General features: G+C 36.6%; 11 protein-coding genes. 2 read left to right on the plus strand and 9 right to left on the minus strand.

The genetic code is table 11. The features are described 5' to 3' along the window. The first annotated feature begins 18 nt into the window (after positions 1-18). Both PWU04_RS03405 and mazG read left to right on the plus strand, forming a co-directional pair. Positions 19-2,283, plus strand: a complete 2,265-nt coding sequence (locus PWU04_RS03405) for an aconitate hydratase (protein WP_274474409.1) — start codon at positions 19-21, stop codon at positions 2,281-2,283. Positions 2,284-2,389: 106 nt separating this feature from the next. Further along, positions 2,390-3,163 carry a nucleoside triphosphate pyrophosphohydrolase gene (gene mazG / locus PWU04_RS03410; protein WP_274474410.1) on the plus strand — a complete coding sequence of 258 codons (774 nt, stop codon included), beginning with the start codon at positions 2,390-2,392 and terminating at the stop codon, positions 3,161-3,163. A gap of 222 nt (positions 3,164-3,385) precedes the next feature. On the opposite strand, the gene PWU04_RS03415 is transcribed toward mazG, so the two are convergent. The 9 genes from PWU04_RS03415 to PWU04_RS03455 all read right to left on the minus strand — a co-directional run bounded on the left by PWU04_RS03415 (position 3,386) and on the right by PWU04_RS03455 (position 14,654). Further along, complete coding sequence (locus tag PWU04_RS03415; RefSeq protein WP_274474411.1) at positions 3,386-5,293, minus strand: DUF349 domain-containing protein; 1,908 nt, start codon at positions 5,291-5,293, stop codon at positions 3,386-3,388. 101 nt (positions 5,294-5,394) lie between these two features. Beyond that, a complete protein-coding gene (locus tag PWU04_RS03420; protein WP_274474412.1) occupies positions 5,395-6,135 on the minus strand; it encodes a shikimate dehydrogenase family protein in 741 nt (246 codons plus the stop codon). After that, positions 6,128-7,147 carry a DUF368 domain-containing protein gene (locus PWU04_RS03425; RefSeq protein WP_274474413.1) on the minus strand — a complete coding sequence of 340 codons (1,020 nt, stop codon included), beginning with the start codon at positions 7,145-7,147 and terminating at the stop codon, positions 6,128-6,130. Before PWU04_RS03425 ends, PWU04_RS03420 begins: the two co-directional genes overlap by 8 nt. Continuing rightward, the gene (locus tag PWU04_RS03430; RefSeq protein WP_274474414.1) at positions 7,147-8,154 is read right to left on the minus strand and encodes a DUF368 domain-containing protein; all 1,008 of its coding nucleotides are present in this window, start codon (positions 8,152-8,154) and stop codon (positions 7,147-7,149) included. Before PWU04_RS03430 ends, PWU04_RS03425 begins: the two co-directional genes overlap by 1 nt. Positions 8,155-8,252: 98 nt before the next feature. Further along, positions 8,253-9,647, minus strand: coding sequence for a tetratricopeptide repeat protein (locus PWU04_RS03435; protein WP_274474415.1), 1,395 nt, complete (start codon positions 9,645-9,647; stop codon positions 8,253-8,255). A 148-nt stretch (positions 9,648-9,795) separates the two neighbouring features. Next, complete coding sequence (locus tag PWU04_RS03440) at positions 9,796-10,977, minus strand: aspartate aminotransferase family protein (protein ID WP_274474416.1); 1,182 nt, start codon at positions 10,975-10,977, stop codon at positions 9,796-9,798. Beyond that, positions 10,977-12,782 (minus strand): OstA-like protein, encoded by a 1,806-nt coding sequence (locus tag PWU04_RS03445; RefSeq protein ID WP_406600939.1) that lies wholly within the window; start codon positions 12,780-12,782, stop codon positions 10,977-10,979. Before PWU04_RS03445 ends, PWU04_RS03440 begins: the two co-directional genes overlap by 1 nt. A 127-nt stretch (positions 12,783-12,909) precedes the next feature. Beyond that, complete coding sequence (locus PWU04_RS03450; protein ID WP_274474418.1) at positions 12,910-14,181, minus strand: adenylosuccinate synthase; 1,272 nt, start codon at positions 14,179-14,181, stop codon at positions 12,910-12,912. Positions 14,182-14,201: 20 nt separating this feature from the next. Further along, on the minus strand, positions 14,202-14,654 hold the full coding sequence (locus tag PWU04_RS03455; protein ID WP_274474419.1) for a Fur family transcriptional regulator: 453 nt from the start codon (positions 14,652-14,654) through the stop codon (positions 14,202-14,204). Positions 14,655-14,663: the final 9 nt, after the last annotated feature.

The raw sequence follows: 14,663 nt of genomic DNA on the forward strand, positions 1-14,663 counted from the left end.
TAAACAATACTAGATTTTATGGCATTTGATATTGATATGATTAAAAAGGTATACAGCCAAATGGCCGAGCGCGTAGATAAGGCTCGCGACATTGTGGGTAAACCATTGACATTGTCTGAAAAGATTTTATATGCCCATCTTTGGGACGGAACACCTAATAAAGCGTTTGAAAGAGGGAAAGACTATGTAGATTTTGCACCAGATCGTATCGCATGTCAAGATGCAACAGCTCAGATGGCTTTGTTGCAGTTCATGCAAGCAGGAAAAAGTAAAGTTGCGGTCCCAACTACAGTTCACTGTGACCACTTAATCCAAGCGAAACAAGGTGCAGCAGCCGATTTAAAAAGAGCTAACGAAACAAGTAATGAGGTATTCGATTTCCTTGCATCAGTTTCGAATAAATACGGTATCGGTTTCTGGAAACCAGGAGCTGGTATTATACATCAAGTAGTATTGGAAAACTATGCCTTCCCTGGAGGCATGATGATTGGTACTGACTCACACACGGTTAACGCTGGTGGTCTTGGTATGGTTGCAGTAGGTGTTGGTGGTGCCGATGCAGTAGATGTAATGGCCGGAATGCCATGGGAGCTTAAGTTTCCAAAATTAATTGGTGTTAAGCTTACAGGTAAATTAAACGGATGGACTTCAGCTAAGGACGTAATTTTAAAAGTAGCAGGTATTCTTACTGTAAAAGGTGGTACTGGTTGTATTGTTGAGTACTTTGGTTCTGGCGCGACTTCTATGTCTTGTACAGGTAAAGGAACCATTTGTAATATGGGAGCTGAAATTGGAGCAACGACATCAACTTTCGGATATGATGAGTCGATGGCACGCTACTTAAGAGCTACAGGAAGAGCAGAAGTGGCTGATGCAGCAAACAATATCAAAGAATACTTAACTGCCGATGCTGAAGTATATGCTAATCCAGAACAATATTTCGATCAATTGATAGAGATTGATTTAGATACATTAAAACCTCACTTGAACGGACCATTTACTCCAGATTTGGCTACTCCAGTAGGTGAATTAGGTAAGAAAGCGGCTGAAAATGATTGGCCAATTAAAGTAGATTGGGGGTTAATTGGATCTTGTACAAATTCATCTTACGAAGATTTAACACGTGCAGCTTCTATTGCTAAACAAGCTGTTGACAAGAAAATAAAGGCAAAATCAGATTTTGGTATCAATCCAGGGTCTGAACAAATCAGGTTTACTGCTGAACGTGATGGGTTATTGAAGATTTTCGAAGATCTTGATGCTACCATTTTTACTAATGCATGTGGACCATGTATAGGACAGTGGGACAGAAGTGATTTAAAAGGGGATGAGAAGAACACCATTGTTCATTCCTTCAACCGAAATTTTTCCAAGCGTGCGGATGGAAACCCTAATACCCATGCTTTCGTAGGATCGCCTGAAATGGTAGCCGCAATTGCAATCTCAGGACGATTGGATTTCGATCCGATGAACGATACTTTAATCAATGAGGATGGGGAGGAAGTGAAATTGGATGAACCAAAAGGAATTGAATTGCCACCAAACGGGTTTGATGTTGAGGATGCTGGATATGTAGAGCCGGTTGCCGATGGTAGTGGTGTAGAAGTTAGTGTAAATCCAACTTCAGAGCGTTTACAGTTATTAACGCCTTTCAAGCCTTGGGATGGTAAAAATCTTATGGGAACCAAGTTGCTTATCAAAGCATACGGAAAATGTACTACGGACCATATCTCCATGGCTGGGCCATGGCTGCGTTTTAGAGGGCATTTAGATAACATCTCCAACAATATGTTGATTGGGGCAGTAAATGCATTCAATATGAAAACAAACTTCGTCAAGAACCAACTAACAGGTGAATACGAAGGTGTGCCAGATGCTCAAAGAGCATACAAAGCAGCAGGAATAGAAACTGTTGTTGTTGGTGATCACAATTATGGTGAAGGATCTTCTCGCGAGCATGCTGCAATGGAACCTCGTCATTTAGGGGTTAAAGTAGTTTTGGTAAAGTCATTTGCACGTATCCATGAAACAAATCTTAAAAAACAGGGAATGTTGGGAATCACTTTCGCTAACGAAAGCGATTACGATTTAATTAAAGAAGACGATACATTCAACTTTGTTGACTTGGCAGATTTTGCACCAGAAAAGGTATTAACTATTGAAGTTGTACATGCGGATGGTTCTAAAGATACCATTATGGCTAACCATACTTACAATGATTCACAAATCCAATGGTTTAGAGAAGGTTCTGCATTGAACCTAATTAAAAAACAAAACGCTTAATAATAGAATATTCCAGTAATTAAAATCCAGCTATACGGCTGGATTTTTGTTTATATCTAAACTTACGGTTTAGACTATTAATTGTATTTTTGAAAAAAACACACCTATGAATAGGAGAGAAGATCAACTCAAAGCTTTTGATAGATTATTGACGATTATGGATGAATTGCGTGAGCAGTGTCCGTGGGATAGAAAGCAAACCATGGAAAGCTTACGTCATCTTACTATAGAGGAAATTTACGAGTTAGGAGATGCCATTCTTGACAATGATTTACAGGAGATTAAAAAAGAGTTGGGAGATGTGCTTTTGCATATCGTTTTTTATGCCAAAATAGGTAGCGAAAGCAACGGTTTTGATATTGCAGATGTATGCAATACGATTTGTGATAAATTAATAGAGCGCCATCCTCATATTTACGGAGATGTAGAAGTTGCAGATGAGGAAGAGGTTAAAAAGAATTGGGAAAACTTAAAACTAAAGGCAGGAAATAAAAGTGTATTACAGGGTGTTCCCAATAGTTTGCCTGCACTGGTTAAAGCTAATCGTATTCAGGACAAGGTAGCTGGAGTAGGATTTGATTGGGAAGAACCAAATCAGGTTTGGGAGAAAGTTCAGGAAGAACTCAACGAGTTTAAACACGAAGTAGATTGCGGCAATACTGATGCAATGGAAAGTGAATTCGGAGACGTATTATTTTCTATGGTAAACTATGCTCGATTTCTTAAGATTAATCCGGAAAATGCTCTTGAAAGAACAAATAAAAAGTTTACCAAAAGATTTCAATATCTGGAAGAAAAAGCAAAGTCCCTTAATAAAACATTAAAAGATATGACTTTATCAGAGATGGATGTTTTTTGGGAAGAGGCTAAAAAAGTTTGACTTTTTTCTATCTATATAATCCAAACCGAAAGCTTAACCGTATATAGGATAAGTAAGTGATACTAATTTTCCTGAATACAGTCGATTAATAGCATATCAGCATGATGTGTCACTTATTAGCTATTTCTTTCTTCAATTTACGAAATAGCGGTTTAGTTAGTTTAGTTAGGGGCCAAAATCCTACTTGTAACTATTTACAAGTAGGATTTGGTTTTTATAGGACTAGTATAAATCTTTGATTTTAGATAATTTGGTTCTCCACAACTTTAGAGACTCCTTATGTCTCCTAATGTTCTTTTTCACATCCTTAACAACCGGATTATCATCTTCAACATTAGTAAAAAACTGAAGGTTATTTTCCAGCTGATTGATTTCTCCTTTAATTTCATCAATTTTTTTACTGATAAAAATACGCTCACTATCAATAGCTCGTTGGTCGTCTGCGGAGTTCAAGTTTTCGAGTGTGTTTTCAAACTTGATCATTTCTGCATCATGCTTGTTAACATTAAGCGTGTTGAATAAACCATCTAAAGATTTATTGAATTTACCCTCTATATAGCGCTTGTTTCTTGGAACTATACCTAGCGATTTCCATTTTTCTATAATAGCTTTAATACGCTCTAAATCGGCTTGGTGATCACCACTTAGTTCAATGTTTTTTATCTCATCCAACAAATCAGATTTTTGCTTAAAGGCTTCCATTTCTTCTTTGTTGGCAGCATTTTTAACAGCATGAAGACGATCAAAATAGTGGTTACAAGCAGCCTTGAATTGATTCCATATTTTATCGCTTTCTTTTCGAGGAACATGTCCAATAGATTTCCAATCCTTTTGGATTTTCTTCATTAAAGGTGTTACGGTCTCAAAATCATCACTGTCCTTATTATCTTCTGCAATGGTGATTAAATCAAGCTTACTTTGAAGATTGTCGTATTGTTCTTTTTTAAGGTTTTTATAGAAGACATTCTTTTTTCTGTTAAAAGCTCTTACAGCTTCTTTAAACTTGGCCCAAGTTTCTTCATTTACATTTAAAGGTACCTTTCCAGCATTGAAAAACTCTTCTCTAAGTGCCTCAACTTCCTTTATCTTATTTTGCCATACGTTATGGGATTTACCGCCATCTCCAGTAATGGCTTTTATTTTTTCTATAATCTCGATCTTTTTTTCAAGATTTTTTTCGTAGTGTTTTTCAATTTCAGCAAAATACGCCTGACGTTTATCGTGAATAGCTTTGGTAGCGGCTTTAAACTGTCCCCAAATTTCTTCACGGTGTTCGCGAGCTACGGGACCCAATTCTTCCTTCCAAATTTTATGTAGCGCTTGAAGTTCACGGAACGAACGATTTATGTTATCGTCTTTAGCTAGTTCTTGAGCTCGATATACAATTTTTTGTTTTTGTTCGAGATTATGTTTGAAATCTAAGTCACGAAGATCTCTGTTAATGTGTAAAAAGTCGTAAAAGCGTTCTACGTGATGGTGATAACTGTTCCAGGCGTTATTATATTTATCTCTTGGAATAGGACCAGCAGTACGCCATTTTTCTTGAAGCTCCTTAAAATGTTTATAGGTAGTATTAATGTTTTCTTCAACATTAAGCAAGCCTTTGATTTCCTCAATTATAGCCAATCTTATTTCTAGATTGTCTTTAAGGTTATTTTCAATTGTCTTGTAATGCGTATGAAGTTTGTTGCGATACTCTTTGTAAGTATTTTTGAAATCCCTATGTACTGGACTAGAGTAATAAAAATCTATTTCATTACCACCTTCGTTAATAAAGTCATCTTTCTTCTCTTCTATAAGTGCATTGTATTTTAAATTGAACTCCTTTTTTATGGCATCTACGTGAGCTCTTATAGCCTGTACTTTTTCGTTTGATACCAAGCGATCCAATTCAATCGATAAAGCATCCATAGACATTTTATCGTATTCTTTGAACTCTATAATATGACGCTCACTGTTACCTTCGTCTTCTGCATCTTCAGCATTAGAGTCGTCAATTTCATTTATTAACGAATCATCCTCGTGATTTTGTGTGTTTAGATCTGAATTTTCGTCTTTAGGGATTACTTGGTTTGTTGATTTTTGTTCTTCTGTTCCTTCTGCATGTTGCAGGTTATCTTGCTCTGACATTGTAAAAATGTTTTTGTTATCGTTTGTTTCGCCTTTAAATATAATAACAACTCTTTTATAAACAAAACACTTCAGCGGTTTTGGCCGAGTACTTTTTTAATTTATAGTATGTTCCAGATTTCCCAGGCTTTTTCGGCTTGAAGTTGTAGCATTTTTAATCCATTTAAGGCAGTAGCTTCTTGGGCTCTTCCTAATTTTAGAAAGGTTGTTTCTTCCGGGTTGTAGATTAGATCAAATAGCAAGTGATTTGAAGTAATGGCTTGATAATGCAATTCTGGTCTGCTAAGGATATTGGGGAATGTACCTAGAGGTGTACAATTAATGATGAGTGGATAATTCGCAATGATGCCATGGGTTAAGGTTCGGTAAGTGTAATCAATACCTTTGTCCATATTCCGGGATACAAATGAATATTGAATACCCAATAACTCTAAGGCATATGCAATAGCTTTGCTGGCTCCACCAGTTCCTAAGATTAGGGCTTTGCTATGGTTTGGTTCCAAGTATGGTTCTAAAGCCATTTTAAAACCATAGAAATCGGTATTATACCCAATAAGCTCTCCTTCTGAAGTTATTTTGATGGTATTGACGGCGCCAATTCGTTTTGCGTCTTCATTTAAGTGGGATAAATACGGAATGATTTTTTCCTTGTATGGAATGGTCACGTTGAAACCACAAATGTCCTTAGTATTTCGAAGAATTTTAGGAAACTCAGTGATATCCTTTATATCAAAATTTTGATAAGATGCATTGGTTATGTTTTCCTTTTCAAACTTATCTGAAAAGTATTTTTGCGAAAAGGAGTAAGCAACATCCCGACCAATTAACCCAAACTTACGCATGTTTTTTTCTAGTTTTTTGTCCATAAAGCTCCAATCCCAAAACTATACCAATTCCTAATAGGATAAAACCAATGGCTATAAAGGTGTCTTGGTTGAAATTGGGTAGATAACGTTCGTAATTTTCAATTACCTTAGAGCCAGTAGAGTCTAGAACAAAATTCCCCTTTACATTGGTTTTGTAAATTGTTTGCTTCCAGGGCCAAACTACACCAAGAGAACCAACAATGAATCCAATAATAGCCGAAATCGTAATGTTTTTGTAATGTTTTAGAATGTAACTCAGTAAGTGTGAAAACGATATCAATCCGGTTATGGATCCAAGCGTAAAAACAGCAAGTACTTTTAGCATTCTCATTCGTTCAGGATTTCTTGTCCATCCAAAATCACCACTTATTATATCGGCAAAGGTGTCATATAGTGCATTTACTGAATCTACTAAAAGTAATACATAGTTACCTAGTAATATCAATATAAACGACCCTGAGAAGCCCGGTAAAGTCATTCCAGATACGCTAATAATACCACAGAAGAAAACAAAGAATAGGTTGTCGTTTTCTTTTGCAGGATCTAAAAAACTAATGCTTAAACCAGCAATAATCCCCAAAGCTAAAGACAGATATGTTTTGGTTTGCCAATCCTTAAAATCTTTACTAATGTAGAAAATGGAGCCTATTATCATTCCAAAGAATACACTCCATACATAGAGCTCGTGGTGTTTAATAAGGTAATCCAAAAGTTTGGAAACGCTAAAATAACTAACCACCATCCCGGAAATAAGTAGGGAAAGGAAGCGACCATTGATGTAGCGGTAAAAACTCTTAAAGCCTCGATTGAAAAGCAACATGAAAGCCTTTCTGTTTACTTTTTGAAGAGAGTAAATAAACTCTTCATAAAATCCAGCCACAAATGCCACAACACCACCAGACACACCGGGAACTTTATTGGCAGCACCCATTCCTAAGCCTTTTAAAAACAAGAATATTTTGTCAGAAAATGTCCTGGTACTTTCCATTAACGCTGTTTTGAACCGATACTTTCCAAAATAAAAATAGTCAAAAATCCAATTACCATCAATCCAACGGCAGGAAGTATTTGAGTTGATATACCATCATTGATTGTAGAATATTCAGAGGTCAAAACACTACGCTCTAAAATAGTTTTATAGGTTTCGAAATCATGGTTTTGTTGCTGGAAAATAGATAGGGTTCCCATAGAAGAAACATCACTAAAAGGAATAACTTTTCCGCTATCACGCTCTAAAACAGAAATGGTAGCTTTCCAAGGCCATACTTTATTTAGCGAACCAAAAATAAAGCCCGTTAGTAATGCTAGAGTACTATTATGGTAATTTTTAAACAACCATTTTAGAACACGGCTAAAACTCAAAAGTCCAACCAAAGCTCCCATTGCAAATAGAGCTATTCTTTTTAGATCGAAATTATGAAAGGCATCACTTAAGGTTTTATATGCTCCTAAAATGACCAAAATAAACGAACCTGAAATTCCTGGCAGAATCATGGCGCAAATAGCTATAGCTCCTGCAAAAAATAGAAAAAACGAATTTGTATTCCCTGCTAAAGAGGGAAGCGTAGTGATGTAATAAGCAATTGCGGCACCAACTAATAGTGCTAAAATGGTGAGTGGTCTCCAACTAGTGATTTGCTTGCCTACATAGTAAATACTTGCTACAATTAATCCGAAGAAAAACGACCAAATTAAGATAGGTTGATTTTCAATTAGGTATTTAGCGAGCCTCATAAAAGATACGAAGCTAACAATGATGCCAGAAAGGAGAGCTAAAATGAAGTTACCGTTTAGCTGTTTCCAAAAGGGTTTGATTCCCTGTTTAAAAAGGGTTTTAAACAAATCGATATTAATATTGCTTATAGTAGCAATAAGCTCTTCGTATATTCCAGATATAAAGGCTATTGTTCCTCCAGATACACCAGGTACAGCATCAGCTGCTCCCATGGCAATTCCTTTTAGACTTATAATTAGGTAATCTTTTAGTCTGCGCATTGTAGGGTTTATGTAAAGAAACCCAAAGGTAAGCAATTATTACAGACCTCCGATGTAATTTCCTTAGTTAGGAATATGTTTGTAAAATGGTATTTAGGTTACTTCTCAGAGGCGTTTAAAGCCTTTTTGATAAGTGGGTGTTCACTAAATTCAGGAAACAATTCATCAATGATAAATACATATTCACCATTGTTCTTTAGTGCATTTTTTAAGTGGTATGTACCTTTATCCGATTCATGTAGCGAAAAGTAAAGTCCGCTTAAGCGATATTCTATTTCTGCATTTTCGGGATAGAACTCTATAGCTTGTAATAGGTTATGAATTGCAGCTTCCTGCTCTCCCAAATTTATAAGTAAATCACAACGCAACAACCAAGTTTCAAGTTCGTAATTACCTAGCTCAATAGCACGCTTTAATCCATATTCTGCTTCTTCAATGTAGTTCAGTCTATGGTTGATTTTAGCGTAAAGTTTCCAGTAATGAACATTTTCACTATCAATGTTTAAGGCCTTATTGATATAGTAAAGTGCCTTTTGGTAATTTTTGCTTCTTATGTAAAACTTAGTGATTGCACTCCAGCCTTTATCCAATAAAGGATCTTCATGGATGGTCTTTTTGTAAAACTTAATGGCAAGCTCTTTTTGTTTTAGCTTTTCATGGCAATATCCTGTTCGAAGTAAAGCAAAAGATGTAGGGTCGTCCAGTTCCAATGTAGTGCTATAGCACTCAATAGCTTCATTGTAACGACCAAGCTTTTCTAAAGTCTTACCTTTTTCTAAATACGCACCAACAAAAGTATCATCAGATATGATGGCAAAATCATAAGCGGCAAGAGCTTTTTTGTAATCCTTTAAGGAATAGTATTGCTTGCCCAATTGATGCCAAGCTACTTCGCAATACGGGTTTTTGTCCAAGAAGATGTTAAGGTACTCAATCGCATCTTCATGTTGTTCCAAAAAGTCGAAACAGTAAATCATATTGTAAAGAGATGAATAGTCAGAATTATCATCTTCCATACATTTCATAAAGCAAAGCTTGGCTTCCTCAAATTGATCCATAAACAAATATTCCATTCCCATTAAAGAGTAAAGATCTGTAGTGTCTTCGGCGATATCAACCGCCTGTTGTAATACAGAAATAGCCTTTAGGTGTTGATCTCGTTTAGAGAAAATGTTAGCTTTTTGAATGTAGATTTCTTCGTTCTGAGGTTCTAAAGTGTAAAGATTATTCAATAACTCGTCTGCCTCATCCAGTTTATTTTCAAATACTAGCACTTCAACTCTAAATAGTTTTAGGTTGATAGAGGTCGGGTGTTGATCCAAGCCCAATTTAATGGCTTTTTTGGCCAACGCTACTTTACCAAGATCCAAGTAGTGGTGGATAATGTTCTCAAACTCTTCGGAATCGAAAAACAACACATGGTTGGTTTTCAGCATGGATTCGAATTTGGTGAGCGGTAAATTGTTGTTGTTCTGGTTAGGATTTAACTCCATAAGCTCTTAAAAATGGTTCTACATTCATAAAATTAGCGTTCTATTGAGTACGCTCAAGTTGATTGTCTAAATGTTTTTAACAAAGTAATCAACAGTGGGTTAGGTTGGTGAGTTGTTGAAAGATAGCTTTTCTTGCTAGAAGGTTAGATTATATATTTATACTGTTTAAAACATCAATAATAATGCCACAACCTTCAATAACTTCCTCATTTGTAATGGTGAGGGGAGGGGTTATTCTAATCGCTTTTGGTTCGAAAAGTAGCCAAAATAGGATTAAACCGTTATCCTGACATTTTAAAATAACTTCGCTGGTAATGTCTGCCGAAGGTGTAAATGCAGCAAGCATAAGGCCTTTACCACGTATTTCGGTAATTAGAGGATGTTTAAGGTGTTCTCTGACCAGCTGTTCTTTTTCTAACGTTTGAGCCATTAAATCGGTTTCGCAAACTTCTTTTAATGTTGCCAAAGCGGCAGCTGCTATGACGGGGTGTCCGCCAAATGTGGTAATGTGTCCTAGTTTGGGTTGATCTTTAAGAAGCGACATTAAATCCTGTGAAGCTGTAAATGCTCCAATAGGAAGTCCTCCTCCGAGACCTTTCCCTGTAACTAAAATATCAGGAATACAGTTAAAGTGTTCAAAACCGAAAAGTTTTCCTGTTCTACCAATACCTGGTTGTATCTCATCTAGGATTAACAATGCTCCAACTTCATCACAACGCTTGCGAACTTTTGTAAGGTAATCTTCTTTAGGCATAATGAATCCTGCACCTCCTTGAATGGTTTCCAGAATAACACAAGCTGTTTTGTTGGTGATTTTTTCTAAATCGACATCGTTATTAAATTCTATAAAATTAATTCCAGGAATTAAAGGCCTAAACGCTTGTTTGCGTTCTTCATAACCCATAACACTCATGGATCCCATAGTATTACCATGATAGGCATGTTTAGCGGAAATTACTTCACTTCTTCCGGTTGCACGTTTTGCTAGCTTAATAGCTCCTTCTATAGCTTCTGTACCTGAATTTGTTAGGTAGGTTGTTTCTAATGATGATGGAAGATGTTCTGCTAAGTATTTGGTTAATTCTACCGCGGGTTTTTGGATGTATTCACCATAAACCATAACATGCAGATACTTGTCCAACTGTTCTTTGATGGCGGTAACCACTTTTGGATGTTTATGTCCTAAACTACAGGCTGACACCCCTGCAACAAAATCTAAATATGCTTTGTTGTTAGAGTCGTATATGTAAGAACCATCGGCATATGATATTTCCATAGCCAAGGGGTGAGGGGAGGTCTGAGCCTGATATTTAAAAAAGTCGTCTCGCATTATTGCTTTTTAAGATTAGGATTAAGGGACTTTAATTGTTGTTGCTTTGGAGCTTTGTTTATTTTTTTTGGTAATGTTCTCGATGCCCTTGAAGGCAATGTATCATTTGTTTGTTGTTTAGATTCCTTATCCGCTTTTTCAATACGTTTTAGCATTTTTTCGTCAACAAACTCTTCTTGAGGCTCATAAGGATCTAATCCTTTAATTACTGGTAACTCCAAAGGAGGGTCACCCTTGAATAAATCTTCGACGCTTGAGGGGCGTTCATCACCACGCCAATCAAAGCCTTTTAGTTTACGAACATTTTCAGGGAATTGTTCTTCAGGGTAAGTTGCACCATCAACTTGTTTTATCTTACGTACTTCATCAATCATATTTTCCGAGAAGAAAAGTTTCATTGACCCTGATCTAGATTTGTCAATTCCTACCAGTTCTTGGTTCTCGTTGCGTAAATAATAAATGGACTCAGCGTTTTTTATAATGTCTACTGTATTCAAATTGTTGTTGTCATCAAATAGTCCAACCAACCGCTTGCCAGTAATTTGGTTGAAGCCATCATCAAGAGTGTCTTTGCTAATTAAAAAGGCGTCGTAGAACACAATGAGGGAATCTAGTTTCTCTGTTTTAGGGTTCGATTTTAGATGTATTGTATCTCCTGTCATTTGGTTGTCAATATTCCATAAAATTGGACGACGTTTTACGGCAAAGGCATCACCACTTGACAATCGCGATAGATTTATCATTTGGGTAAGTCCCGTTTTATGGTCAACATGAACCGAATCTGCTTTTCCACTCATATCCGATTTGTACATTTTCACATTCCTGAAAGCTCTAGTAATACGATGTTCAGGTGTTCCTGTAACCATAAGCGTATCACTGTGCATATAAATAGAGTCGTTATCCTGAACGGTAATAGCCAAAGCGCGTTTGGTTATAAAAACGGAATCTTTATCCTTATAGACTTCAGCATAATGCCCTTTGATAATACTATGATTTAAAGTATCCGTAACTTTAATGTTATTGTTTGCAGATGCAAAACTGCGATTACGGTCAAAAAACAAACTATCTCCTTCAACAATACGATTGTCGTAATCAATACGTGATTTTTTTACAAAATAACCAGTATCGTTTTGTGTGTCGTAAAAACCTCGTTCACAGTAAATTTTGCTTTCTTCACCTGTTATTGTACTTGGCCCATACATAAAAGCATACCCTGTTTCTGTGTAATAATCCAGCTGTTGCGTTTCCATTGTATAATCAGGATTAACCAAAACCACATTGTCAACAAATTTATACTTTTGAGTATCCATATAATAACGTCCAATTCTACTGGTTATGGTTCCAGATGTATCTCGAACTACGGTACCACCACTTTGGTAATAGGTTTGTTGCCTTGTGCGGTCGAAATACAATGTGTCCGTGGTTAACGTTGAGCTGGGGTCTGTTAGCTTAACATTACCACTAGCAAAGGCCAATTGAGTTTTTCCGCTATATTCAACATAGTTCGAAACCATATTAATAGTATCACCTTGAATCATCTTGACATTACCATATGCTTCAATAAAATCGTCATTGGCGTAATGAATGGCTTGATCACACCACATGTTTACACCTTCATGAACAATGTGCACTTGGCTCTGGTCGTTTCTGGTAAGGACTTTGGCTCCAGGGTATTTTTCTTCGTCTACAGTCAGGAAACCTGAGTATTTTATGGTGATTCGCTTTTGTTCCTGAGCTACAGAATTTAAACTGCTCAATACCCCGATAAAGAGGCATAATAAAAGACGATAGGGTACTTTCAAAATTGTAGTGTTTATGAGCAAAAATAATGATTAAAATAGAGTTGAATCAATGTCCTTAAGAAATATTTAATACAAAAAAACCTGCCCGAAAATAGAGGGCAGGTTTTGATATTTGTGATTCAGAATAGGATTATCTGAAAATAGTTTCTTTTCTATCAGGTCCTACCGATACAATAGTGATAGGCGTTTCAAGCTCTTTTTCCAAGAATTCAATATAATCCTTAAGTGCTTGAGGTAAGCTGTCTGCATCGGTCATATTAGTAAGGTCTTCTTTCCAACCTTTCATTTCGGTGTAAACCGGTTCTACATTTTCTGGTTCGATGTTGTATGGTAAATGTGAAATGGTTTCTCCTTTGTATTTGTATTCAGTACATACTTTTAAGGTGTCAAAACCAGAAAGCACATCGGCTTTCATCATCATCAACTGAGTAACTCCATTTACTTGGCAAGCATACTTTAGAGCTACTAAATCCAGCCATCCACAACGACGTGGACGACCAGTGGTTGCTCCAAACTCGTTACCAACCTTAGCCATAGTAGCACCATTTTCATCAAATAGCTCAGTAGGGAATGGTCCAGAACCTACACGGGTAGTGTAAGCCTTGAAGATACCATAAACATCACCAATTTTGTTAGGTGCTACACCCAAACCTGTACAAGCACCAGCTGCAGTAGTGTTACTTGAAGTAACGAATGGGTAAGTACCAAAGTCAATATCCAATAAAGATCCTTGAGCACCTTCTGCCAAAATAGTTTTTTCGTCCTTTTGAGCTTGGAATATGTATTCTTCACTATCAATGAACTGAAGTCCTTTTAAAATGTCAACGGCAGCAAAGAATTCCTGTTCCAATTCATCTAAGTTGTACTGGATATCTACATCGTAGAACTTAATCATAGCCTCATGCTTGTCAGCTAATGCACGGTACCGTTCTTGCCAGTCGCTAAGTTCTAAATCACCTACACGAATTCCGTTACGTCCCGTTTTATCCATATAAGTTGGGCCAATACCTTTAAGGGTAGAGCCAATTTTGGCTTTCCCTTTAGACGCTTCACTAGCAGCATCCAACAAACGGTGAGTAGGTAAAATAATATGAGCCTTACGAGAGATTAAAAGTGATTTTTTGTAGTTCACATTTTGTTCGTCTAGCTTTTCTAGTTCCTTTCTGAAAATAACAGGGTCGATAACCACTCCGTTACCAACAAGGTTAATGGCATCGTCGTGAAAAATTCCCGAAGGAATGGTATGCAATACATGCTTTTTACCGTTAAAAACCAAAGTGTGCCCTGCATTAGGTCCACCTTGAAAGCGTGCAATAATATTATATTTAGAGGTTAGTACATCAACAATCTTTCCCTTGCCTTCGTCTCCCCATTGAAGTCCTAGTAGTAAATCTACTGCCATTTATAAAAAATTAAGAATTCTTATTTAGTTGATTTTCTGTTTCCGTAAAAGTAGAGTGAGTGGTTTTTGATTTCGATATCGAAAACCTCTTCTATAGTTTTTTTGATAGATTGTATTCGAGGATCGCAAAACTCAATCACTTCACCGGTATCTGTCAGGATTACGTGGTCGTGCTGTTTGTCAAAATACGATTTCTCGTAATGCGCCTGACTCTGACCAAATTGGTGTTTACGTACCAAACCGCACTCCAACAGTAACTCTATGGTATTGTATAGTGTAGCACGGCTAACACGGTACTTTTTATTCTTCATGTTAAGATATAACGATTCAATATCGAAATGTTCTTCGCTATTGTATATCTCTTGAAGGATAGCATAACGTTCCGGTGTTTTTCTGTGCCCGTTTTCTTCGAGGAAATTTGTAAAGACATTCTTTACGATTTCCTGATTTTTAGTGTTTGTTTTCGTGCTCATATTTCCAAA

The sequence above is a fragment of the Mangrovimonas aestuarii genome, assembly GCF_028767185.1.
GTDB classification, from domain to species: Bacteria; Bacteroidota; Bacteroidia; order Flavobacteriales; family Flavobacteriaceae; genus Mangrovimonas_B; species Mangrovimonas_B aestuarii.

What these genes read in the sequence shown, in the direction of transcription:
- PWU04_RS03450 (WP_274474418.1), bottom strand. Translation starts at nt 14,181, where the DNA reads ATGGCAGTAGATTTACTACTAGGACTTCAATGGGGAGACGAAGGCAAG.
- mazG (WP_274474410.1), top strand. Translation starts at nt 2,390, where the DNA reads ATGAATAGGAGAGAAGATCAACTCAAAGCTTTTGATAGATTATTGACG.
- PWU04_RS03405 (WP_274474409.1), top strand. Translation starts at nt 19, where the DNA reads ATGGCATTTGATATTGATATGATTAAAAAGGTATACAGCCAAATGGCC.
- PWU04_RS03430 (WP_274474414.1), bottom strand. Translation starts at nt 8,154, where the DNA reads ATGCGCAGACTAAAAGATTACCTAATTATAAGTCTAAAAGGAATTGCC.
- PWU04_RS03440 (WP_274474416.1), bottom strand. Translation starts at nt 10,977, where the DNA reads ATGCGAGACGACTTTTTTAAATATCAGGCTCAGACCTCCCCTCACCCC.
- PWU04_RS03415 (WP_274474411.1), bottom strand. Translation starts at nt 5,293, where the DNA reads ATGTCAGAGCAAGATAACCTGCAACATGCAGAAGGAACAGAAGAACAA.
- PWU04_RS03425 (WP_274474413.1), bottom strand. Translation starts at nt 7,147, where the DNA reads ATGGAAAGTACCAGGACATTTTCTGACAAAATATTCTTGTTTTTAAAA.
- PWU04_RS03420 (WP_274474412.1), bottom strand. Translation starts at nt 6,135, where the DNA reads ATGCGTAAGTTTGGGTTAATTGGTCGGGATGTTGCTTACTCCTTTTCG.
- PWU04_RS03455 (WP_274474419.1), bottom strand. Translation starts at nt 14,654, where the DNA reads ATGAGCACGAAAACAAACACTAAAAATCAGGAAATCGTAAAGAATGTC.
- PWU04_RS03435 (WP_274474415.1), bottom strand. Translation starts at nt 9,647, where the DNA reads ATGGAGTTAAATCCTAACCAGAACAACAACAATTTACCGCTCACCAAA.